The sequence below is a fragment of the Collimonas pratensis genome, from assembly GCF_001584185.1.
Taxonomy (GTDB): domain Bacteria; phylum Pseudomonadota; class Gammaproteobacteria; order Burkholderiales; family Burkholderiaceae_D; genus Collimonas; species Collimonas pratensis.
This window is the reverse complement of record NZ_CP013234.1, coordinates 5549928-5574256: the sequence shown is the minus strand read 5'-3', so window position 1 is coordinate 5574256 and position 24329 is coordinate 5549928. Positions and strand designations below refer to the sequence as shown.

The 24329-nt window shown below is 53.8% G+C and carries 20 protein-coding genes; 13 read left to right on the top strand and 7 right to left on the bottom strand.

The features are described from left to right. Window positions 1-251 precede the first annotated feature (251 nt). The 5 genes from argS to CPter91_RS24735 all read left to right on the top strand — a co-directional run bounded on the left by argS (window position 252) and on the right by CPter91_RS24735 (window position 5262). Complete coding sequence (gene argS / locus CPter91_RS24755) at window positions 252-1994, top strand: arginine--tRNA ligase (protein ID WP_061946619.1); 1743 nt, start codon at window positions 252-254, stop codon at window positions 1992-1994. 102 nt (window positions 1995-2096) lie between these two features. After that, window positions 2097-2816, top strand: coding sequence for an SPOR domain-containing protein (locus CPter91_RS24750; protein ID WP_061945423.1), 720 nt, complete (start codon window positions 2097-2099; stop codon window positions 2814-2816). Between the two features lie 171 nt (window positions 2817-2987). Then, a complete protein-coding gene (locus CPter91_RS24745; RefSeq protein WP_061945421.1) occupies window positions 2988-3695 on the top strand; it encodes a thiol:disulfide interchange protein DsbA/DsbL in 708 nt (235 codons plus the stop codon). A 118-nt stretch (window positions 3696-3813) separates the two neighbouring features. After that, entirely contained in the window at window positions 3814-4599 is a 786-nt protein-coding gene (locus CPter91_RS24740; protein ID WP_061945419.1) for an SDR family oxidoreductase, read from the top strand. A gap of 39 nt (window positions 4600-4638) precedes the next feature. Further along, window positions 4639-5262, top strand: coding sequence for a LysE family translocator (locus CPter91_RS24735; protein ID WP_061945417.1), 624 nt, complete (start codon window positions 4639-4641; stop codon window positions 5260-5262). A gap of 46 nt (window positions 5263-5308) precedes the next feature. Here CPter91_RS24735 and CPter91_RS24730 read toward each other — a convergent pair whose 3' ends face one another. From CPter91_RS24730 to CPter91_RS24715, 4 genes are all read right to left on the bottom strand, one after another. Then, on the bottom strand, window positions 5309-6376 hold the full coding sequence (locus CPter91_RS24730; RefSeq protein WP_061945415.1) for an MBL fold metallo-hydrolase: 1068 nt from the start codon (window positions 6374-6376) through the stop codon (window positions 5309-5311). 825 nt (window positions 6377-7201) lie between these two features. After that, window positions 7202-7840, bottom strand: coding sequence for an MAE_28990/MAE_18760 family HEPN-like nuclease (locus CPter91_RS24725; RefSeq protein WP_061945413.1), 639 nt, complete (start codon window positions 7838-7840; stop codon window positions 7202-7204). After that, on the bottom strand, window positions 7837-8916 hold the full coding sequence (locus CPter91_RS24720; protein ID WP_205631638.1) for a DUF262 domain-containing protein: 1080 nt from the start codon (window positions 8914-8916) through the stop codon (window positions 7837-7839). Before CPter91_RS24720 ends, CPter91_RS24725 begins: the two co-directional genes overlap by 4 nt. A 201-nt stretch (window positions 8917-9117) precedes the next feature. Further along, complete coding sequence (locus CPter91_RS24715; protein WP_061945411.1) at window positions 9118-9435, bottom strand: hypothetical protein; 318 nt, start codon at window positions 9433-9435, stop codon at window positions 9118-9120. Window positions 9436-10221: 786 nt separating this feature from the next. Between CPter91_RS24715 and CPter91_RS24710 the strand changes: the two genes are divergently transcribed. From CPter91_RS24710 to CPter91_RS24685, 6 genes are all read left to right on the top strand, one after another. Beyond that, window positions 10222-10713 carry an Hcp family type VI secretion system effector gene (locus tag CPter91_RS24710; RefSeq protein WP_061937794.1) on the top strand — a complete coding sequence of 164 codons (492 nt, stop codon included), beginning with the start codon at window positions 10222-10224 and terminating at the stop codon, window positions 10711-10713. A 181-nt stretch (window positions 10714-10894) separates the two neighbouring features. Further along, window positions 10895-13378 (top strand): type VI secretion system Vgr family protein, encoded by a 2484-nt coding sequence (locus CPter91_RS24705; protein WP_061945409.1) that lies wholly within the window; start codon window positions 10895-10897, stop codon window positions 13376-13378. A 28-nt stretch (window positions 13379-13406) separates the two neighbouring features. Continuing rightward, window positions 13407-14297 (top strand): DUF4123 domain-containing protein, encoded by an 891-nt coding sequence (locus CPter91_RS24700; protein WP_061945408.1) that lies wholly within the window; start codon window positions 13407-13409, stop codon window positions 14295-14297. Next, the gene (locus CPter91_RS24695) at window positions 14297-16798 is read left to right on the top strand and encodes a T6SS effector BTH_I2691 family protein (RefSeq protein ID WP_061945406.1); all 2502 of its coding nucleotides are present in this window, start codon (window positions 14297-14299) and stop codon (window positions 16796-16798) included. Before CPter91_RS24700 ends, CPter91_RS24695 begins: the two co-directional genes overlap by 1 nt. A 3-nt stretch (window positions 16799-16801) precedes the next feature. After that, window positions 16802-17878 (top strand): DUF6708 domain-containing protein, encoded by a 1077-nt coding sequence (locus CPter91_RS24690; RefSeq protein ID WP_061945404.1) that lies wholly within the window; start codon window positions 16802-16804, stop codon window positions 17876-17878. Window positions 17879-17899: 21 nt separating this feature from the next. Beyond that, the gene (locus CPter91_RS24685) at window positions 17900-18157 is read left to right on the top strand and encodes a PAAR domain-containing protein (protein ID WP_061945402.1); all 258 of its coding nucleotides are present in this window, start codon (window positions 17900-17902) and stop codon (window positions 18155-18157) included. 71 nt (window positions 18158-18228) lie between these two features. Here the strand turns inward: CPter91_RS24685 and CPter91_RS27105 are convergent, their stop codons facing one another. Beyond that, on the bottom strand, window positions 18229-18393 hold the full coding sequence (locus CPter91_RS27105) for a hypothetical protein (protein ID WP_167595222.1): 165 nt from the start codon (window positions 18391-18393) through the stop codon (window positions 18229-18231). Window positions 18394-18974: 581 nt separating this feature from the next. Between CPter91_RS27105 and CPter91_RS24680 the strand changes: the two genes are divergently transcribed. Further along, window positions 18975-19760, top strand: coding sequence for a hypothetical protein (locus CPter91_RS24680; RefSeq protein WP_061945401.1), 786 nt, complete (start codon window positions 18975-18977; stop codon window positions 19758-19760). A 155-nt stretch (window positions 19761-19915) separates the two neighbouring features. Further along, on the top strand, window positions 19916-21211 hold the full coding sequence (locus CPter91_RS24675) for a hypothetical protein (RefSeq protein ID WP_150119811.1): 1296 nt from the start codon (window positions 19916-19918) through the stop codon (window positions 21209-21211). Window positions 21212-21371: 160 nt separating this feature from the next. On the opposite strand, the gene CPter91_RS26180 is transcribed toward CPter91_RS24675, so the two are convergent. Together CPter91_RS26180 and CPter91_RS24660 are read right to left on the bottom strand one after the other, a co-directional pair. Further along, window positions 21372-23327 (bottom strand): TniQ family protein, encoded by a 1956-nt coding sequence (locus tag CPter91_RS26180; protein ID WP_082793242.1) that lies wholly within the window; start codon window positions 23325-23327, stop codon window positions 21372-21374. 15 nt (window positions 23328-23342) lie between these two features. Continuing rightward, window positions 23343-24329, bottom strand: coding sequence for a TniB family NTP-binding protein (locus CPter91_RS24660; protein WP_082793240.1), 987 nt, complete (start codon window positions 24327-24329; stop codon window positions 23343-23345).

Here is a 24329-nt window from a genome sequence, read left to right as displayed (position 1 = left end):
ATCTGGCCCGGCCAAGACGTCGCATCTTAGCAGCAGTTTTTGATGCTTGCAGGGGCTGCTTGAATTTACGGCATTGCTTAGATGTACCGGGCAAGCAGGGTGAAGATTGCCGCGCCAAGCCGGTATAATCGGAAATAACCAAGGCTGGCCGGAAGTTGTCCAAGTGACAGCAAGCCGGCAGACTTTCGCATAATCCCGTGCGGCGCCCCATGTTTTTGCGCCGCATTCTTGTTCTACTGACTGTCAATCCTATGCTCGCACCACAAAAACAACAGATCATCGACCTTTTCAACGCTGCCTTGCAGCCTGTCATCGCCGGCAGCGAGCTGACGCCGACCGTGACGCTGGAGCGCCCGCGCGATCCTTCGCATGGTGATGTCGCCTGCAATATCGCAATGCAGCTGGCCAAGCCGCTGAAAAAGAATCCGCGTGAACTGGCCCAGACCTTGGTGGCGGCCGTCATGGCCGGCGCCGCCGGCAAGGGCTTGATCGAAGCGGCGGAAATCGCCGGTCCCGGCTTTATCAACCTGCGCCTGAGCGCCGCCGCCAAGCAGCAAGTAGTCCAGACTGTTTTGCAACAGGGGGCGGAATTCGGTAAAAGCCAGCTCGGCGCTGGCAAGAAAGTGCTGGTCGAGTTCGTTTCGGCCAATCCGACCGGCCCGCTGCACGTTGGCCACGGCCGCCAGGGTGCGCTGGGCGACGCTTTGTCGGCATTGTTTGAAGTGCAGGGATTCGATGTCACCCGCGAGTTCTACTATAACGACGCCGGCGTCCAGATCGCTACCTTGGCGACTTCGGTGCAGGCGCGCGCCAATGGCTTGAAGCCGGGCGATGCCGGCTGGCCGGAAAGCGCCTACAACGGCGACTACATCGCCGACATCGCCCAGGATTTCGCGGCGCGCAAGACCGTGGCCGCCAGCGATGGCGAACCGGCTACCGCCAGCGGCGACGTCAACGATATCGAATCGATCCGCAAGTTTGCGGTGGCTTATCTGCGCCGCGAGCAGGACCTGGACCTGCAAGCCTTTGGCGTCAAGTTTGACAACTACTACCTGGAAACCTCGCTGTACAAGGAGGGCAAGGTCGAGGCCGCCGTCGCGGCGCTGATCGCCGCCGGCGTCACCTACGAGCTGGACGGCGCCCTCTGGCTGCGCACCACCGACTACGGCGACGACAAGGACCGCGTCATGCGCAAGACCGACGGCACGTACACCTACTTCGTGCCGGACGTCGCCTATCACATCGTCAAATGGCAGCGCGGCTTCGGCAAGGTCATCAATATCCAGGGCAGCGACCACCATGGCACCATCGCACGGGTACGCGCCGGCTTGCAGGCGGTCAACATGGGCATTCCGCAGGGCTATCCAGATTACATCCTGCACAAGATGGTGACTGTGATGAAGAACGGCGAGGAAGTGAAGATTTCCAAGCGCGCCGGTTCTTACGTCACCGTACGCGACCTGATCGAATGGTCGGCCGGCGAAGACGGCGCCGACGCTGCCCAAGACGCGCCGCGCGACCTGACCCGCGGCCGCGATGCCGTGCGTTTCTTCCTGATTTCGCGCAAGGCCGACACTGAATTCGTGTTCGATGTTGACCTGGCGCTGGCCAAGTCCGACGAAAATCCGGTGTATTACGTGCAGTACGCGCACGCCCGCATTTGCTCGGTGCTGGCGCAATGGACCGGCGACGAAGCCAGTCTGAGCAGCATCGACCTCAGTCCACTGACCGCGCCGCGCGAAGCCAGCCTGCTGGCCAAGCTGGCCGAATATCCAGACATGCTGCAGCACGCGCTGGAAGAGCTGGGGCCTCACCAGGTGGCGTTCTATCTGCGCGATTTGGCGGGCGAGCTGCATAGCTACTACAATGCGGAGCGGGTTCTGGTCGACGACGAAGCGCTCAAGCTGGCGCGCCTGGCGCTGATGCATGCCACCCGCCAGGTGCTGCGCAACGGCCTGGCGCTGATCGGCGTATCGGCTCCCGCACGCATGTGATTTGAATCTACAATAGGCGACTCGGTCTGACACTCTGCGGCGTTGATGCCGGCGGGGCGGTCGGACAGAGACGGTCTGTAACCAGTATGTCATTGGGGAAGTATGAGCAAATTTATCAACAAGCAAGCTGGCGGTACCTTACTGGGCCTGATTTTCGGCCTGATCATCGGTCTGGCGATCGCGGTCGTGGTGGCGATCATGATCACGAAGACGCCGACGCCGTTCACCAACAAGACAGTCAAAGCTGACAAACCGCCGGAAGCCATCACGGCCCCGGCTACCCCAGCTGCACCGGCGGCCGCCGGCGGCGACCAGTTGCCGGATCCGAACAAAGCGCTGTACGGCAACCAGAATGCCGCCAAGGAAGCCGCCAAGGCGTTCACGCCGCCGGCCACGCCGGCAGTGCCGCCAGCCAACGGCACGCCGGAAGCGGTCAGCCAGGCCGCCGAGAAGAAGCTTGATGCGCTGGTGGCCAAGTCTCAGGACAAGCCGGCGCCGGTGGTCGACAAGTCGACTGCCGACAAGACCAAGAAGGTCGCCGGAGACATCGCTGAAGCCAAGACCAAGGCCGCTGCCGCTGACGACAACTGGATCTACTTCCTGCAGGTCGGCGCTTTCCGTGAACAGAATGAAGCTGAAAGCGCCAAGGCCCGCTTGGCGCTGATGGGCTTCGAGGCCAAGATCAGCGAGCGCCAGGCCGATACCGGTTCCTTGTATCGGGTGCGCGTCGGACCATTTAATCAGCTGGAAACAATGAACCGGATTCGCGGGAAGTTGTCAGATAACGGCGTTAATGCGGCTGTGGTGCGGGCCGCGAAATAATAGGCTTCTCCGTTGCACCCCGATGTAGACGATTTGCTTTGCAATTTAGACGTTTGTTTAATCAGTTGGGGACAGAGCTGCACGGGTAGTGTAATTCGCCACGCTTCGGTGGCTCTTAAACACTCGCCGTGCGCCTCTGTCCCGCAATTACTAAAATTATAAGGATATTTCATGCGTTTTCTTCAAAAAGCCCTGGCAGTCGCTGGTCTTAGCCTGAGTCTCGGCCTGGTGGCCGTCAGCGCCGGCGCATCGCCGGCCAATCCGGTTGCCGGCACCGACTACAAAGTTCTCGACAATCCGCAGCCGACCGACAGCGGCCTGGGCAAGAAAGTCGAAGTGACGGAATTCTTCGGTTACTTCTGCCCGCATTGCAACGCGCTCGAACCGACGCTGGAAGACTGGGTTGCCAAGCAGGGCGACAAGATTTCCTTCAAGCGCGTGCCGGTCGACTTCGGCGATCCGAGTGCCGCCAAATCGCCCTACATCTCGCAGAAAAAGCTGTACTACACGCTGGAAGCCATGGGCAAGCTGCCTGAGATGCACAAGAAGGTCTTTAACGCCATCCACGTGCAGCGCCAGAACCTGAATAACGACGACGCTGTCGCGGATTTTGCCGCCAAGAGCGGTCTCGACAAAGCCAAGTTCGTGAGCATTTACAATTCCTTCGCGGTGCAAACCAAGGTGACCCGCGCCACCCAGCTGCAGAACGCCTACAAGGTCGACGGCGTGCCGATGCTGGTGGTTGATGGCCGCTTCGTCACATCGCCATCGATCGTCGGTGCAGTGCCTGGCGCCGGCGATACCGAAGCCGCCTTGTTCAAGACCACCTTGCAAGTGATGGATAGCCTGGTGGCCAAGGCCGCCGCTACCAAGAAGTAAGCAGCGGCCCGGCCCTGGTGTGGCCGGCCAGTAGTAGTTGTTGAAAAGTCCGCCTCTCGCAAGAGGGCGGGCTTTTTTATCGAGATTTGCCTGCATAACTCCTAGATTGGTCGTTCTCATGAAACGTGTATTCATCACTGGCGCATCCAGCGGCATCGGCGCCGCCCTGGCGCAATATTATGCGCAGCAGGGCGCGGCGCTGGGATTGGTGGCACGGCGCCAGCCGGTGCTGGAGCAGTTGCTGGCAAGCTTGCCGCATCCGGAGCGGCATCGCTTGTACGCGCTGGATGTCAACGATCATGCGGGCTTGAGCGCGGCGGCGGCGGATTTCATCGCCGCCGGCAATGGCGTCGACGTCGTGATCGCCAGCGCCGGCATTTCGCAAGGCACGCTCACCGAGCATGCGGAAGACCAGGAAGTGTTCGGGCAGGTATTCGCCACCAATGTGCTGGCCACGGTGGCGACGTTTACGCCCTTCATCGCCAGCATGAAGCGCCAGGCCCGGGAAGGCCAGCGTGATCTGCGCCTGGTCGGGGTCGGCAGCGTCGCCGGCATCCGCGGCTTGCCGGGCGCTGGCGCCTACAGCGGTTCGAAGGCGGCGGTGATCAGTTATTGCGAGTCGTTGCGGGTGGAGTTGCGCGCCAGCGGCATCAAGGTGGTGACCATCGTTCCCGGCTATATCGATACGCCGATGACCCAGGTCAACGATTACCCGATGCCGTTCTTGATGCCGGCCGAGCGCTTCGCCGCCAAGACCGGCGCGGCGGTGGCGCGCGGCAGCAGCTATCAGGTGATCCCGTGGCAGATGGGGGTGGTGGCCAAGCTGTTGCGGTTGTTGCCCAACTGGCTATACGATCTGGTGTTTTCCAAGGCGCCGCACAAGGCGCGCAAAGGCAGCGACTAATTCGCCGACTGATTCGCCGACTGATTTACGGACTGATTTATGGACTTTCATAGTTTCTTTTTATTCGTGCTGACCGAGCTGGCGCTGTCCGCCTCGCCCGGCCCGGCGGTGATGCTGGTGGTGGCCTATGGGCTTACCGCCGGCTGGAAAAAATCGATCTTCGCGACGCTCGGGATACTCACCGCCAACGCGATCTATTTCACCATTTCGGCGACCGGTCTGGGCGCCTTGATTGTCGCTTCGCACACCTTGTTCACCGTGGTGAAGTGGCTGGGTGTGGCTTACCTGGCCTATCTCGGCTTGTCAGCAATCTTCGGCCGGCCGTCGCCGATTACGGCTTCCAGGCTGGACGGCAGGAATTCGTCCGGCTGGAAAATCTGGCTCAGCGGCCTGACGCTGCAGCTGGCCAACCCCAAGGCGCTGATTTTTTTCATCGCCATCCTGCCGCAATTCCTGAACCCGGCCGCGAATGTGCCGCTGCAGATGATCTGGCTGGCAGCCGGTTCGATGATTCCGGAATTCTTTATCCTGCTCGGCTATGCCGTGCTGGCGGGACGGATGCAAAGCATCGCCACCCGCCCGAGCTTTGCCCGGATTACCGACCGCGTCGCCGGCAGCCTGATGTTGGCGGTGGCGATGATCGTCGCCGCGATACAGCAGTAGCGTGGGCACGCTGTGCCCACGCTACGCGTCCTGGCCGCTGCTCCTGTCAGACCGCGCTGAAGCGGTAAACCTGGTCCGCATCCAGCCGCCGTTTCAGCACACCATCGAACCACAGCTTGTGCAGATGTGCCAAGGCCTCGCCTAGCGCGAAGGTCATCTGGTGGGCGTCGAGCGGGCGGCGGAACATGATGGGGACGATGTCGCTGGCTGATTGCGGCGCCGTCGTGCAAGCACTCACTACCTCTACAAGTCTTTCCCTATGGTGTTGTTGCAACTGGTCGATGCGGATCTGCAGGCCGCGAAACGGCTTGCCGTGGGACGGCAGCACCAGCGTTTCGGTGGGCAGGGCGCGGTATTTTTCCAGCGAATCCATGTATTGCTGGACCGGATTGGATTCCGGTTCGATGGCAAATACCGAGACATTAGTGGAAATCCGCGGCAGCACCATGTCGCCGGAAACCAGCAATTCCAGGTCGCCGCAATACAGCGCCACATGCTCCGGCGCGTGGCCGAAGCCGGTGATGATCTGCCAGTGATGCTGGCCGATGCGCACGCTTTGGCCATCGGCCAGGCGGTGGTAGGCCTGCGGCACCGACGGCACCATGGACGGATAATAGGATTTGCGCTGGGATACCTTGGCGATTACTTCGGGATCGCGCATGCCATGCCGCTGGAAATGCGGCAAGGCGGCGCTGCCGTCGGCGCCGGGCAGGGCGGCGGACATGATGCGTGCCGAAAAATATTCGCCGCCGCTCATCCACAAGGGCGCTTGCCAGCGTGTGCAGAGCCAGTCGGCCAGGCCGACGTGGTCAGGATGGCAATGGGTCGCCAGTACCCGCAGCACCGGCAGGCCGCGCAATTCTTTGATAAAAATCTCTTCCCAGGCAGCGCGTGTGGCGTCGTTTGAAATCCCGCAATCGATGATGGTCCAGCCTTGGCGGATGCCCTCATCGGTTTCGACGCTGTCTTCCAGCAGCCACAGGTTAATGTGATCCAGGGCGAACGGCAAACCCATGCGCAGCCAGCGTACGCCGGGCGCCACTTCCAGGGTGGCGCCGCTGGCGGGCAGCGTGTCGCCGAAGGCATAGCTGAGCTGGGCTTCGAGTGGGTTCATGGGGTTTTCTTTCTTTTCTGGCAACGCCGTAAGGTGCCATGGAAGGTGACCCTGAAAACAGGGGAAATCAATAAGTTACAAGTGGGTGTGCCATACATATTGGGATCATTTGTCGCAGAAGATGAGATTTCTTTAGATTTCGCCACAGAAAATGAGATTTTCTGTTTATCTCGTTATTGTAGAGAATTCCGGTGGCTCGACGTCAGTTTTCAGCCACGGCTCACTCGCCTAAGTGCAGACCGCGTATACCTGTAATGTTGACCATTTGCGCCGGTCAATGTTGACTGCTCGAACTCCAATTACTGGCATTGACCATGCAGGGTGGCCGGCGGAAGATGCGGATGATGGGTTCAATTGTGCCGGCAGGACTCGGCCACCATTTACCATTCGAGAATGTTCCTGTCAGCAGACATTCGCATGTACAGATGATAGCGGAAAGACATTCACTGCCCTCGAAGCGGCCCGTCCACACATCGAATTGGGCCAGCCAGTATTAATTCTTTTGCCAAACGACCTGCGTTGCGCAGATGCGAGCAGATGGCATCCATCGCGATCGACAAGGAGCCTGGTGTTAAATCTTCTAGAGAAAGTTTAATGAATTGACTGAGCCGTTGAAGAATAACGGACCAGTTCAATCGCGAAATCAATTGCGTTCTCAGTTGCACTGGATTGAGCCACCTGTTTTTGGTCGCGGCCAGTTGCTGTGCCCTGCTGCGATTCACCGCTATTGGCACAGACAATTTGAAATGCTCGTTGTTGCCGCGTAATCCATCACCATCTTCGCCGATATCGCCCGCCGCTATCCCGACCGTCTCTTCTATTAACCTAAGCGAGAACTGCGGCCAAGTATTTCTTCTCGTTCAGGTAAGTCCCAGCCTGTTCGATCAGATCTTCCATCGCACTGAAAGTGGCGTTCTTAAGATCTTCCAGATCACTATCGCTTAAATCCCTACACGCCTCCTTGAACATCTCCTCTCCATGTGCGACTGCGTTACGCCGATTCTTAACGATCACCAATTTTGCACGATCCGGGGTTTTTAGTGCGCCAATTCCATACTTAAATAACAGATCATCGATCTTTCGTGCATCAAGGTTTCCGGAAAATAGCTTGATTCTATTCATGAAATTCTCGAGCAGCGGAAACTGTAACTTCTGTTGCAACGTCTTTTCGAGGTGCTCATGGTGCGCGTCTGCAGGGTGGGACGAAAAGAAAAAATCGACCCACACCTTTCGCATCTCTGTTCCAAGCTGAGTGTAATGTTCAACGGCCACCTTCTCGTGAACACGTTCAAAGACGAGAAAGGCGGTCGATTCAATCATGTTGTAAAGAAGCAGGACAAATGCAGACTTTAAAATAGCTGTCTTAATAATTGCACCATCGGATTTAGAAACCTCCGAGATTATCTGCAGCATCTGTTCCGCTTCAGCTTTTTTTTCATCGAGTTCACTTTGGAAGTGATTCATGGAGCTCGCTCTGAAAGAAGTCGATCCCGAACATATTCGATCCGAGCAACGATCTTGCGACTGTTGTGTGTTTGTCGTTCGCCGGAAACCAATGTGTAAAAATCCCTGTCCTGCATCCACTTAGCGGTATCAATATCCTTCGCCGCCAGATCTGGCTTCGTCTGCAAGGCGAGGGCTACGCCGACCGAGATTGCCTCAAAGAGTGTTCGGGAGACATACTTGTCCTTCCCACGTGAGAAGCCATACCTGAAAGACTTTTCCACATAGCTCAACATGGACTCGAAACGCGCCAATTTTTCTTCCGCCTGCCCGTTGCTGAAAGTTTCGTTGGTGCTCTTCATATATTCATCCAAGGCGGAGCCAACTCCGCGGTGATGCTGGGCGAAATTCGGATACTGGTCCATGAACGCAAAAAATCTCAGAACCAACTCCTCGTGCTCCTGGCGGTTCCGGACCGACTTTGCCAAAGGTGTCAGGCGAGCAAGAAGAGGATTTTTCGCGCAAACTTTGTAAATAAAATCGTTAAATGGACCGTGATAGATGCCCTTCCGCTTCTCCATATTTCGAAGAAGGTCGCTGCCACGGTTGATGCGTTCGAAAAGATCGTTGCGAACCTCTTCGGTCGCGGCATCGGACAAGACAATCATCCGGATAGCTGTATTATTGATCTTGCGCTTGCGCGATGCCGGTAGGTCATCGAATTTGATGCCGTTCATCTCCGTGAGCTTTTCTAGTCCTTCGAGCATCAGGTCACCATTGACAAATGCGGCAAGCGTTCTGATACGCTGTGAACCATCAACTATCTCGAGCCGTCCATTCTGATCTTCGGCAAGAAAGATGATTGGAATAGGCAAACCTAGCGTGATTGACTCAATTAGCTTCGATTGACGTTCGTTGTCCCAAACGAACTCGCGCTGGTACTCCGGAACGAAAATGTCGTTCTCGTCAATGTCGAGCTTGTTCGTGTATTTCTGTACTAGAAATTCGATCGTGAATTCTCGCGTATCGAAATCGACGGTTTTCTTCTCCTCCGTAATCTGAATTTCCAGTTTGGCAAGCATCTCTTCTGTAGGCATAAGACTCCTCTAAGGGTGATCGGGCTGAATGCACTTGTGAGTGCCGAGATCAATTATGGGCACCGTTTCGGTCTCTAGCCACAGTTATAACCACTGGGGCGGCGAGAAAATTTTTTATTCATGCGTGGACTAGCTTCCCGGCTTACCATTGATAGGTTCACACCTAAATATCGGCAGGCCGAAAAATTTTAGTTATGAGCTTCAGGCATTCTTTGGTTTGAAATGTTTGTCGCTGATACGAAATTTGCCTCGACGATCCCCCATCAATCCGCGCAATTCTCCGATCGTGAGATCGCTGATCTCGTGCATGCGGATTAGCAGCGATGCTCCAACTGGCAAGCGGCGATGGCGGATCTTGCTGATGACCGGCGGCGCCACTTCAAGTGCACGTGACAGCGCCGCATCATTTTTTAATTGCAATTTTTCGATCAAAGAATCCAGCAAATGATTTGGATCGTAGGTCGCCAACTCGGTGAGCTTGTCGCTGTGTGGTTCAGCTGAGGTAGGAGTAGTGTTCATTTTGAAGTAACTCATTTTGTTGTCTTAAAATCATATTACCATTAACATGCAGGCAATAATTGTTACGCGGCAATTATTTGCAATGTTACATGTCTATGTAGCGACTGATGGATGCACACTAGCTTGTTGCGAGCAGTGGAGTACTAGAGGTAGAGAGAACAGTACCTGCGGAAGGAAGTGTCAAACGGGCGCCGTGTGTTTTGCACGGGGTGGTCTGCGCACTCCCGAAGAGATTTCGCGTATGTATAACTAAAACGTATTGCCGTCGTCAGTTTTCAGCTTTGCCAGCATGCTTGATCGTCTGCATGAGAGGCAAGTTAGCCTTTGCTCCTGAATCGGACGTGCCGCGGTGGCCAGTTGTATAACAAGTTGACTGCAATGCTGGCAAGCTAGGGCAATCTTATCCAATGTCATAACGGCATATTTTTCTATTGATCTGGGAATTATAGCTAGGTAGCGGAAATGACACGAGCACGTACATACTAAAGATTTGTTGCCGTGAAACAACATAAAATGTGAAAGAACGTTAATCTTTTCTCATCAAGATACTTGCTACCTTCTCTAGTGATAGAGTCGCTAGACATCTTGCTTCCGCCTTGCAAGATTGCCGTTTGATAGCGACGTTTTCCACTGGCAACACCTGACAGTTTTGATAGTTACGCACCAATGTTCAATCGTGTAGGGTGCGTACCACTTTAAATAAAGTGCATCCCAGTCTCTCAGGTTTCTTATCCACTTGACTGCGGTGTTCCCAGCGATTTTTCTTATTTCATTAGAGGCATCACTATGGCAATTGACGTTTATCTGCAAATTGACGGTATCAAGGGCGAGTCCACGGACAGCGCGCACAAAGACTGGATCGAGTGCAAATCGGTGCAGTGGGAAGTGCTGCAACCAAAGTCGGCAACCGCATCCACCGGCGGCGGCCACACAGCCGAGCGCTGCGAGCACAAGGACATTGTGATTACTAAGATTGCGGATTTGGCGACACCGCTGCTGCTGCAAAACTGTTCATCGGGCAAGACCATTCCTAAAGCTACGTTTGAATTTTTACGCGCTGATGGTAAGGGTGACCGCATCAAATATTTCACAATCGAACTGACCAACCTGCTGATCTCCGATGTGACGCCGTCGGTGACAGAAGGTAGTGTACTGAGCGAAAGCGTTAGCTTGAAATACTCCCAGGTCAAATGGAAATACGTGCAGCAGAAAATCGGTGGTGGCTCAGGTGGCAATACCTCTGGCGGATGGGATTTGTCGACCAACAAGGTCGTGTAATTCGCCGTACCGATAAGAAGAGCTGTGGCGTTTCGGCGCTACGGCTCTTTTTTTGCCGGAATCATTTTGACTGTGCGGTACCGCCCTGCGCTATCACTGCGATCTATCGGCTGCTCCTCCGCATTATTTGTTAAACTTACACTGTTTTGTTATATGGCAATATCGTGTACAAAGGATCTGCATGGCTGAAGCCATTAAAACGCTGCGAAGCTTGGCCCAGAATCGCCAGCACAACCGAATTTTGCGCCTGTCATTTGCGAATAACGACGCTCCGAAAGCCGAGTTGTTAGTCAATCGGCTGGATGCAAGCGAGGCCCTGAGTCGCGATTTCTCCTATACCGTTGAGCTATTAAGCGACGACGCAAACATTCCCCTGAAATCGATGATGGGGAAATTGCTTTGCGTTGAACTGGTACGGGGAGACGGCAGTACGCGATTCTTCACCGGCTACGTCGAGAGCTTTCGCTTCAAGCGCACCGACGGTAGCTTCGCCTTTTACGAGGCCCATCTGGTACCGTGGCTGACGTATCTGAAATCCCGCAAGGACAATTACATATTCCATCAATTGTCTCAGCAGGATTTAAGCGCCCACGTGTTTGCCGATTACGGCGCGTATGCCGCATGGGATTGCAAGCTGCATCATGTCGACGCGGTCGTTACAGAAATATTTCAGTTCGACGAAAGCGACAGTAATTTTGTCCATCGGCGCTGGGAAAATCTGGGCTGGCATTATCACTTTGAACATACAGCTAAAGGCCACACATTAAAGCTGTCGGATGACTCTACCTATGCCGAACCAATAGACGGCAAGGCCGAAATTCCATTTCAGCGCCACGCCGGTGCGATCGAGGAAGACGGGATTTCAGACTGGTCACCGGTGCGACAGTTTTCCATATCGACGGTTGCCATCAGAAGTTTTGACTTCAAGAACCCCCGTCCGCAAGAAGCCAGCGTTCCTACGCTCAACAAGCAAGGGGCAGTACCGGCCGTGGAATCGTACGAATATGGGGGCGCCTATGGTTTCGCCAACGGCCAGGATGGCGATCGCCTCAGTCGCGTGAGAATGGAAGAGCAGGAAGCCATTGCAAAAACTTTCGATGGCGCCGGCAACAACCGTTACGCGCAACCCGGGCGGACTTTCCGGTTGACAGGTCACTTTTCTGAAGACCGGTCGCCACACAGCGATCAGCAGAGTGGAGAGCAGGATCACGAATTCCTGATCATCAGCGTCGAACACAGCGCCACCAATAACTACCTGCAAAATACTGATGCCGCCCCAGCCTATTCGAACCAGTTGACCTGCATCCGCAAGAAAATTCCCTGGCGCCCAGGGCGCGGCTACAACAGCGAAGAAACTCGCATCTACGGTTTGCAGACGGCCACAGTGGTCGGTCCTCCTGGCGAGAATATACACGTCGACAATTTTGGCCGCGTGAAGGTCCAATTCCATTGGGACCGCGTCGGCAAGAACGACCAGGACAGTTCCGCATGGATCAGGGTTGCCAGTGGATGGGCCGGCGCTGACCAGGGCATCGTCGCCATTCCACGCAGCGGCCAGCTGGTAATTGTCCAATGGCTGGATGGCAATTGCGACCGTCCAATCATTACTGGCTCTGTGACCAGCCAGAACAATATGCCATCGTGGGCGTTGCCCTCGCAGAACGCGCTGTCCGGCATCCGTAGCCGGGAATTGACGCCGAAGGGCGGCAATGCACCGGGCGGCAGAAGCGGACACCTGATTTTTGACGATACCGCAAAAAGCATACAAACACAGCTCCGAAGCGATCACCTGGACAGCCAGATTTCTCTCGGCAGCATCACGCGCATTGAAAACAACGCAGGGCGCCAGGACGAGCGCGGAAACGGGTTTGAGCTGAGGACTGACGGTCATGGCGTAGTGAGATCTGCGGAAGGATTGTTGATCACCACCGAGGCAAGGCCGAAGGCAGCAGCCCATATCACTGATATGGGTGAGACAGTATCGCGCCTGACCCAGGCCCGCAGCACGCAGGAAAGCCTGGCTAACCTGGCGCAAGAACACCAGGCGCAAGACAAAGGCGCAGACCAGAGCGACGTCGCCAAGGCCATCAAATTGCAGAATGACGCGATCAAGGGCAGTGGCGGCGGCGCAGATAAATTCCCCGAGCTGTCAGACCCGCATCTGGTGCTGGCAAGTCCGAGCGGCATCGAAGCCACTTCGGGGGCCTCTACCCATATCGCCAGCGCGGAACATACGGCGCTGACGGCGGGCAGCCACGTGTCCGTGGCAGCGGGAAAATCGTTCTTCGTCAGCGTGGCCGAAAAGGTCTCCATCCTCGCTTACAAGCTCGGCATCAAGCTGGTCGCCGCCAGCGGCAAGGTGCAGATCCAGGCGCAAAACGACAGCATGGAACTGCTGGCGCAGAAGGTGGTCGATATCATCAGCACGCAGGACTGGATCAACCTCAAGGCGAAAAAAGGCATACGCCTGAATGGCGGCGGCAGCGAATTCGTGATCAGCGACGGCATCACCGGATTTACCAGCGGCGCGCACGAGGTCCATGCCGCCAACCACCAGACCATGGGTCCGCAAAGCAAACCTGCGCAATTCCCTGGCTCCAAGCTCTGCCCATCGCAAACGGCGGGCGCCGCACAGTCCGGCGGCGCTTCCGTGCCGTTGGCTTGATCGATCAATCTGCTTACGAAATGCGCTAATGCAAAGTATCCCACCCCCAGGCGAAGTCATCCGCAACGGCTATTTGCTGATTGATGCCTCCAACATCGATGATGAAACGTTTGCAGAGCCGTTGCCGATGCTGCGCTGCACGCCGGGCACCCTGACCAACGCCGATGAATTGACACCGCGATTGATCGATGTCGCCGCGCTATCGCCGACACAGCAAGATGAAGTGACCGCGGTGCTGCTGCGAGAAACCGATAGCGACACTCCTCCGGTGGTCTGCGCGTGGCTGCAAAGCTCGCTCGAGGCCGATACACTGGCGCGCCATGTCGCCCGCTTCCTGGTCGGTCCCGGCTCGGATGGCAACACGGTCTTCTGGCGCTACTACGATCCGCGCGTGTTCTCGCTGGCGATGGCGCTGTTTGCACCGGCACAAAAAGAAGCCTTGCTGGGACCGATCACCGAATGGCGCTTCACCTGGTGCCGGCACTGGTGGAGCGTAGAAGGGCCGGGGCGGGAAATCGATCCATTGGGCGGTCACAAATCAGCCTGGCCCAGCGCCAAGCAATGGCTGAGCCTGGACCACAGCCAACTGATCGCGCGCGTCCTGCTGCAAATACATGATCTGCAGGACAGCGTCTCTGCTACGGACGCTGTCCGCTATCAGCGGGAAGCCGATCTCGCCCTCGTCAATGCAAAACAACACCTGAAACTGAATGAAGACCATGAATTGGTTGAATACGCCCTGCATAGCGTACGCTACGGCGACGCATTTAAGCGCCACCCCAAACTCGACATCGCCTGGACCGACCTTGCCCAAGGCAATACCAACTGGTCCGATCTGCGGGCCATGCTAGACCATAACGATTATCAAAAGCTGAACCAGCAATCTCAGCTGCAACAAATGCCAACAGGAGCAGGCTAATGCCAAAATGTGAATTTTGCGACCGGAAAGGTTTGCTGATCTATCCGGTACGCTACGCCATCGCTTGCCCGGCCGGCGCCGCCGGAGTACCCGGCTTATCCGGCAACTTCAAGATCGACGCTGCGCCGCAGGATATCGGCACGGCCAAGTACACCTTGCGCGCGATGCGGGCCGGCTATCTGTACACCTACGATGAAAAGCGCGGCCTGCTCAAAGCCTACATGGTGATGCCCAAAGGGCATATGTGGAACTTCCCCGTCGAGCAGCGCCCTCCGCGGCCGGAAATGGTGCCGTTCCAATGTGTCGATACCGGCGAAGTGGTGCGCGCCCATTGCGTCGACATTGCCCATACTCCAGCCGATCCAGCGACCAATTTATGGATAGGCTGGACCAGCGTCATCTGGACCAAGGCTCTGATCAAAAAAGTCAGCGACGCCGCTTGGCGCAAGAAGCACATGCAATGCATCAATGTGCCGGCGATGCTGGCCGGCGGCGCGCAGCACACCGCGGAATTTAAAGCCAATGCCAGTAAAATCGCCCATTTCGCCGCCGACGGCGCCGCCATGCGCAAAGCCTTCGCTTTCAGCAATACCAACACCTTCAGCGAGAATGCGCAGCATCTGTGGGCCTCCAGAATCGCTGACATCATGGCCGCGCAAGCGCCGCACAACAAAGGCTTCATCATTGCGGTCAACGATCCTGTTGGTGTCACTAACGATTTAAGTGAACTGGTGATGCCCAATGTGGATTCCGGATTCGACGAAAAGATGTATCACGCCAAGATGGTGGCCGATTTGCTTGAAGGGACAGAGAAAAGAGTAAGGGCGCAAGCGCGAGAGGATGTGGTTTTTACTGACGATGTGGCCAAAAATTCTGAAGGCAACCCGGATGGCGATGTATATGGCGCTACTAAAGATATCTGGGGCATGATTAAGGCAGGCGGTCCGACTGCCTACTACAACAAGAAAGAGCAAGACAAAAAGAAGTATGGCGCTGATCAGGCCGGACGCCAGAACGCTGCTGAAGACAACGCGTGGGAAGAAATGACGCACGAAGACGGCAAACCGACATTAGACGAGAACCGTTTGAAGTCTTTCCCGGCAGAGTACGACGCAGCAGTTAAAGCTTTCCAGCCAACTTTCGACAAACTAGTCAACGCCCATGTCAACTGGCTCAAGAGCGAGCAATTGGCAAACTGGATGGACGGCGTCCACGATACAACCGACATACGCAGTGGCTACGCTTACAGCGAGTCGATTGCCCAATGCGTCGGTAAAGCAGTGTGCAGCAAACCGTGTACGGATCAGCTCACAGCTTGGCTCAATAGCGGAAAATTATCCGATACCCGCAATTTGTATGGTCGTGCGCTACTGTTTAATCAGAACGACATCATTGCAGGAACAGAGCCACATCTCAAGGGTAGCGATATTCAATTTGAAAACATTCTGAATATCTACAAAGGGGCCATTGATCGCGTTGACAAGAGGGAAGCAGCTAAACTTATCGACAGGCTAGCGCTGACAACGGCCAATATCATTATCAAAGCAATCAGTGAGAGCAGTTTCACCGTTATGCGTGGACTCGCCATGGCGCATCTCACACTACTTGGCGGCGTTTCCGTCAAGGCCAGCAATATGAGCGCGAGCGACCTGGCCAAATGGGCGATCGCACAAGCCAAGGCGCAAGGTATCAAACTCGATACCAACAGAACACAAACCAGAGCTGATGCGCACAGCGAGGCAAGCAACAACGTTAAAAAACTTCCTGCAGATCGGAAGCTCATCGCATATGAATTGGATATAGCAAAATTGGAGCAAGAGGGGCGCATCGCGCCCGGAAGTATCAAAGGAATCAAGGTGCCTGGCATTGATGCGACTCAAAAATGGCTTGGTTCCTCCGCGCCTCAAGAGTTTCATCTTGGCGTGGTGACCGCGATCGTGCAACTTGTGGCGTTGGGTTTTGCGACTCAGGATTTGGCAAACAACGACAAATTTAACGAGAGAGAGACACGGACCAAGGCCGTAATTGCTATCGTCAGTCTAGGTGCGACGATCGTTGACACAGTTGGTTCGACAGTCGAAAAATCGACGACGCATCCTCTGGCTGTGTTTATTCGTAAACAATGGTCGATCGACGTTGAAGATGCGGCCAAATTTGCCAAAAACGCGCGCATTATCGGAGCGGTAGCCGGTGTCGTAGCCGGACTCTATGATCTTTGCTTTAATGCTCGAGAAGCATATGGCGATAAAAATTATACGCTGATGGGCTTGTATATCGCTAATGGCACCCTTGGAATTGGGATTGCCATTGCCGCCTATTTTGCGATTGGCGCGATTTTTTGGCCTTTGTTGATTATTTCATTTATCGTCGGTATCGTGATTGCACTTGTCGGTAGCGGCCTTCTAAAATCTTGGATTTCGCGCTGCCATTTCGGTAAAAGCGAACATTACGACACTTTTGATGCGGAATTAAAAGCGTACAACCACGCGGTAGGAGCTTAACTGATGGATGAACGCGTATTTTCATATAAAACTGGTCAGCCTATACCAGCATGGGATATACAACATCGGCTCTCGATTGACAAACCAGTTGGGCCGGAGTGCAAAGATACTGCCACCGTCTTTCGGATCAATTCGACTTTCATGGACGTAACGGATCAACCGTACAGAGATCGGCAATGGCAGGCAGGGGGAGTGCTTACCGCGTGCCTGGGCGTCGGAGCGCTTTTATGGCTAGTGGGATACATGCTTCGGCATCCTCCTGAAAAAATGGTTGCTGGATTGATTTTTCCTTGCTTAGTTATTTTTTTGGGGATTATCGCTTTTAGCTACGTCGCTTTCAGATTCGGCCGCGACGAATTTTTCGCGCTCAAGCGTCGCCCGATCCGTTTCAACCGAGAACAGCAAAAAATCTATACGATACGGCGGCGGCGCTTCTTTGCAAAACCAGGCGAAGGCGATATTACCTGGGAAGTCCCGTGGAATGAAAAATCCATCTTTTGCATACACAAAGGATCAGGCAATAATAGCAATTGCTATCACATTCGCCATTACTCGGTCGATGACAAGGGTAATGTGGTACGTGCCTTTGCCATAGGCCGGGAATGGCAAGGTCGCGCTAATCTGCAAGGATTGCTGTCCCAATGGAACTACTGGTGCTGGTATATGAAACAGGGACCGGCAGATCTGCCCAAGCCTGCATTGTTTTTTAGTGAGCATGAAAGTATCCGCGAAAGCTTCTTGTTTTGCATGTATGACTTCGGCATGCGCGCCAGTGCGACCTATCGCATCATCATGATGCCATTTATTTTATTGTTGACGAGTCATCGCCTGATGGCGCTCTGGACCTGTCGCGAACCCATCTGGCCAAAATCGGTAGAACAAGTCAGCAACGTCGCAATTGATGATGCCTACAACCAACCGCGTGGCGACACGCCAGTTGGCTGGGCAGAAACAGCTCTGGCACAGGAGAGACACGACTATCCCTACGACCCGAAAATGGAAATGGGCAACTGGCATGGTGAAAAAGACGGTGCGGTTAATGCTTCTTTTTGGGTAGAAGACGTTCCACCTAAGATCTAACCGAATCTGAGAGGATCCAATATGAAAGACGAACACGACCGTGGCGTAATCCGTCTAGGCGACAAGACTTCACACGGCGGTGAAGTGATTACCGCCAGCGACAGCTTTAAAGCAATGGGAATAGCAGTAGCCCTGGAAGGCGACATGACGACTTGCCCTCAATGCAAAGGCAAGTTCGCCATCCAGCCGGCGAACAGCACCCGCATGCATCACGGCAAAGCCGTCGCCTATCACGGCGATCCGACCGCATGCGGGGCGACACTCATTTCATCTCTGTAAGCCAAGGAGTTGTGATTGGAAATCGCCACGCATAAAGCAGAAACCTAAAAATGGCGGGCAACATTTGATGGTCACAAGACCAGTTGCGCTGCCGTTCTGATCTGTACCATGCCGAACAGCGGTCGTGCCTCGCTCTTTTCGCCTTCTTCGGTCAGACCGAAAGCTGCGATATTCCAAACGGTCGAGTCGTGTTTGAAGTACCAATCAACTGCAGGGGTAATTTGAACAATTTTCATTTATCTTTCCTTGATCTAGCGGCCGGCCAGTACGGACGTCACGTCGACGCAATATTTGTCGGATTCGAGGTCACAGAAATGGCATGTTCGAGGGTTAAGCGATTCACCAGGCCCTGAGTCTCTTCATCAGGGATTATCCCATCCTGAAACCATGCCAGCGCCTGGGCGCGATTAACAATCTGGAACACAGCACTTTTATGGTGTGGTCATCACCGGCTTCGGCCAGGGCGATCGCATGAAGCTATCTTAGACTTTGCAATCATCGAGACAGACGGGGACGTTGCCAAGGTTTCGTTCGATGCAAGGCTCACCGAGCTATATTTCCATGTTAAATTGGCATTTTGCAATATACAACACGGCAAGGCGTCATGAAACTCGTTATCTTGCAGCTTCAGCTTCTGGTCGCCGAGGAGAGCCAAACGTATAGGCACTCGTCACGGCGCTCATGAATGTTGGACTACAGCGTACGCCCGGGCATCGCTGCGCCCGATGCGCCTAACTCTCCCATTGAACGGACTCGCGCCGGTCTGTGGCTTCCGCGTGCCGCTCATGTCAAACCTTAGAGTTCGAGAGCACTTCAGATGAAACCAGATTTCTCGGAATTTTCGTACGGCTATGCCATAACTGAAGAACTTGTTTCAATGTATCGGGCGGCAGTCATCGCCGCGCCGATGTTTCCATCTCTTTACGACGAAGGAAAGCCTGGGGGAGGATATGACGTGAAGATCCCGCTCTCGGGTAGGCCGGTTTTTCTACAATTCAAGCTTAGCGACCAACTACAGCGCAGCAACTCCAAGGAACACAAGAGCGGACTGCTGGGGCTTCCGTATTATCGAATGCACATAAGACCTACGAAACACTCCGATCAGCACAACCTACTCCTGGATCTTGAGGCATCCGGTGAATCGGTCTTTTACATTGCGCCAGAGTTCCATCTCCCTGCCGAACTCAACTCTTTCTACCTAAGTCGCACGGTTGTCGCCAACTCGGCTGCATATTCGCCGCAAGCGATCGGCCCGATGCCTGATGAAGATGAGCACTATGTCGCATTTGAGCGTGGGGTCGCAATCGGTTATCGATGCTCAGATGATGCAAAAGAGGTATCCAAGTTCAGTTTGAGCGAAGGTCTGAAGTCCATTCTGGTCGAGAGAGGGAAGCAAACCAGAGATCTTGGCGAGAATGGTTTGCGCGTCATTTCTCAGCGCATGCTAGGCGCTCTGGAAACTGGAGAGCAGCGACTTCGCATCAGCAAGAAGTCCATAGATATTCCGGGTCTGCGGAAAATTGTCGATGGTCGTTCTCCCGTCGAGTCAATCGGATACATGGCCCGTACGTTCTTTGATGCCGAACTACTTATCCTCGAATGAATTCTAACCCTGCAATCAACCGTGACCGCCTAAAATTTAAATGTCGTGAGGTTTGCCGTCGGTATGGCCAGGGCCCGAAACATGCGCGTTCGAGCAACGAAAATTGGGCCAATTGAGGCGGCGACTTAGGGACGGCACCGAAAGGATAGATTAGATTGAACAGTACTGAACACGACGCGCATTTACGCCGCTATTACAGGATGCTGAACTGGAAAGTCGACTTAACAGATAGACTCGAAGCGAAATTCCAAGCTGCGGCCCGGACTGCACAACAAGATGGCCATTTCGAACAACTCTACACCCGCCGTGACGACGAAAAGCGCTCAGTGTCGTTGTGCTTTGGCTCGCACCCTGTTGGCGCCTCTTTACAGGGCAATGGTCTAGCTGTTGAGGGTGGCGCTGCGTTAGTGTTTTTACAAGGAGTCGATGGATCGGTGGGCGTCATCCTTTACCCTTACAAGTCCGAGCTTATGCGGCGCACCGAGACGCACATCATATGGAATGTCTTCGACGGCCCTGAGGATGTCATGGGCCGGGTGATCGACGCTGCCATTGCCGATTTCTGGCGGTACAGCCGCGTTTCGAGTTGCCTGAATGGCGGCTCGCGATCTGACCAGGCGCGCATTCGTAAGTTGGTCAAGAAAAGTCGAGCCTTCAATCTTCCGGAAGGCGGTCAGCCCGAGGCGACGACACGCAGCTGGTTGCACAAGGCGTTGACTTCACGGCCGGCCCTGCTGATCGGTTTCTTGAGCGGGGTCGCGACGCTTTCCGGTTTTACGGTACCGCAGCTCTGGAATCAATGGCACCAGTCAGGTAAGGTCGCCGAAATGCCATCTCCTGTAGCGCCAGTGCCCGCTTCTTCTGGGGATCATCCTACAACGACCGAGAAGGCCAGTCCGCCGCCGCGACCAGCCATGTCGGTCATTGAGGGGCACTACACGCTGTGTCCGACGGAAGCGATGTCGACAGGCAGTACTCGGTGGTTAAATTTTCTTTATGATGTCGATGCCAATGCTGGTAAGACTGTCTTCGTCGATGTATCGGTCGACGTCGGGTGTTTGGTCGGCCAATCGGATCCTGAGCGTAGTTTAGGTCGAGAAGCAAAAAACGGACAAGTCGAGTACGCGTTCCGCCACCTGCCGCTGTTTGATAAATCGGAGCAGCGATACATCGCCGGATTGTTAGATGGCCCGCGCGACATCAAGCGCTTGCCAGACATTATTCCTGACAATGGGGTCTATATCTCGGTGCGACAGGATCAGGACGGACGCAACGCGCATAGTCGCCTTCAGGTCAATTCGGAAGGGCTCGACGACATCATTTACGGCCCTTTTCTGATCAAGAAGGGTGGCGAAGACGGCTTTGTAACGTTCGAATTGTCGCCGCCCATTCTCGACAGCGTCAGCGAAGATGCGGTATCGCGCATCGTCCATCAACGTGCCAAACAATAGCCGTGCCAAGGTATTGGCAGACGCGGGGTTGCACGCAGACCGCTTGCTGCTACGTATCGGTATCACTGTGATCTCAAATTTATCGGTGGCGCAAATGGCAGCTTTTAGGCCGGTACGCACCAGCCACGGATACCAGCGTCTGCAGCAGACATTCTAAAATTTAAATGTGGCTAGGTTTCGCTTTCATGTATTCGCGATGGAGCTCTTTGATTCTTAAGTAGCTGCTTTTTTGAATGCACATGTGGGTGCCGAGATCAATTATCTGCACCGCTTCAGTCTCTATCCATCTCGATGTGAACTCTGGTAATGTCACACCAATATCTCTAGCGGCAATGCTTACTTCTACCAGATTTTTGTCATAAACTTTTGCACTGAAAAGCTCGAACGAATCTCGACAAATCATCACAGCGGCTTGAGCGCCTGGCACTCTCTTCAAAATATTCTTGTTGATCAAATCTGCGGTGGTGTCGACAGATAGTTCCAAGAGGAGGGCGACAGTCGATGCCGGAAAAGATATGTTTGCACGTGGGCCTACTGCTTCGGCACATGGATTGCCACTGGTACGTTTGACGGGCGATTCTAGGATTTTATTTAGAATCCGGTAATCAATGTTTACTATGTCACGTCTCGCAATGAGATGGCTAGTCAATTCATCGATACGTGGCCCCGCGACCGGGATAACTCCGAGTACCTTCAATCGATGTATGAAGTCGTGTCGACTGGCGCCGATGCTCCGTGCAAGGGCACTCGAAAGTACGTATTTTCGATCAAAACATTCGACTTCTTCTTTCGAGAACAACAAGATTTTTCCGTTATCAGGATCTTTATATTTCGTTAGGTAGCCGACTTTAGCAAGTGCCAAAACTTGCCCTGTGCTGGCCCTCAATATATCTGCCGTCTGATTCACATGAAGTCTGTCTGCAAGTTGACGCGATCTATTGATATGCTTAATGGGAAATGCACGTAAGCCACTTAGACCGTCTTCTAGATCATATCCAGCATTTGCATCGGATGCCAATATCAGTTCGCTTGCTAATTTGGGCAGCTTAGTGATTGAAGGTATATTGCGGGCATTTTTTGTCAAGCTCGAAGATGGTCTCCACAATCGCCGGAGGAGGAGGTCAACCGACCCACGGGTAAATTTTTGTGGATTTCCGCTTGCATGTGTAGGTACGGTCTCTAACAAATTCATTTTAAAAAGCTCATTGCTTGAAACTGGTGTTATATCGCCTAAAGCAATGCGGGCATCTGCACCTGATAGCATGCCGTTTAAGAGTATTGTTGGAGCAGCACAGATGCGAAGGTCAGAATTATCAATTGCACGCAATGCGGACAGTGCAATTTTTCGGAGGTAGGTGCCCTTCCGAAGAAATGGGAGCAGCACAAGCCGCGGATGTTCGAAGTCAACACGTTTCTTTGTAAGTAACTCCAAAAATTCCTGAATTTTTTTTTCGTTTTGGATCGATATCCTTGCACACTCTTCGTCGGTGGACGGCATGAGCTGCCTGGAGAGCATTTCGGAAAAGGCACTAAAAATCGCGCACAACGAGTCAAGTTTCTCTTGTTGGTCATTTATAAGTAAATCAACGATAAATCGAGCGATACCCTGATCACCTGGAAAAGTAGGACTGAGACGAAGATCAAAGCCGCAACTACATAACTCGGGCGCCGGGCGATTCCAACGCAAATTCTGTCCGCAATTTGGACATGACTGCAACAGAAGGCAACCGTGGTCGGGGCATGTTGCGACTAACCTAATAGACCACCATCCCCGCAAATAGGGCTTATCCTGAAGGCAGGTAGTACAAACTGCCTGACCTTCCTCTCGAAATATAGCATCAGGCAGAATAATTAAATTTCCTATTGCCCGACTACCCTTCATGTTTATTTCGAGTGGACTTGCAATTCGAGGAATACTTGGCCCCTGAGACAGTCCAATGCCGAGGTATTTCAAATTACATTCCAATGTCTTCCAAGAGGCTTTCACTCCGTTATGAGGTATGCCGCAAGCACGCCAAAGTTGTTGGACGTTGCTCCAACCATTCATTGATGCAGCACGCATCAAAAGGCTCGCAGCAGTCTCGTCGGGCCAAGGTATGGGTTTTGCCGGCAGCATAACTATCCCCCTATATTATTTGTCGGCGTGTGAAATCAGCATTTGCCTAGACATCGTGAATGGATTGGTTGATGTTCTGGCCACCGATAGTGTGATTCCCCTTGAAAATGCCTCATCCAGATCGCTGACTACCATCGTATTCCGTCCAGCGCTAAGCGCGATTGACGTTGCTTCTTTTAGTAGTAGGCTGACAAATGCAGGGTTGCCAGACGTAGCAGCCCACATTTGCAAAACATGTAAATGCTCTTTGAAGTCGACAAAACCGTCGAGATTGAGACGCGCGACAAACTCCTTTGAAAGAGCTAACAAAAAACCTTGCAATGGCCCAGGCGCCGATGACGTACCAATACTTAGCTCCTTTAAGCGAAAGCGGTGAGTGAAGCGCCTAGACATTTGACTATCGTGGTTAACGAGGGCCTCGCAGGCGGGTAAGCCTACGAGACATACCATCACGCCCGTTTCATTAATGAGGGTCTTAAGCCAATTGCATATCTTTATTGTCCTTGCTTCACCGACCGACGATTCAGCGAGTAGATGGTGAAATTCATCTAATATGATTATCTTCGTTCTGCACAATTTAATGAGCTTACATAGTCGGTCAGTAAGCGAGGTTGCATTGCCTCTGTTTGGCGACGGGTCGCCTAATTGTTCAAGGAGATTCGTTGCTAACGACTTGATCGTTGATGGCGAGGGGACTGATGCGAAAAAGGCCGGCACCATTCGAATCATTGCATGCGGTTCGACGATGTCGTGAGGAGGAAATTTTTTTAAAATGGTATTACAAATCGTCGTTTTTCCAGTTCCGCCGACCCCAACTAAAACAGCGCCGCGTGGTTCTTTGCTGACAGCTGACCACGAGATGCATTGTTCGATTCCTTCCAGCGCAGTTTTGAGAGCGTTATGTGCGACAACGACCGCGTCTAAGGTGGCTATCCTGGCATGGGCTGGATTGGCAATTGGATTTTTCATTTGTTGAACTAGGGTCATATGATTTTTTGTCAT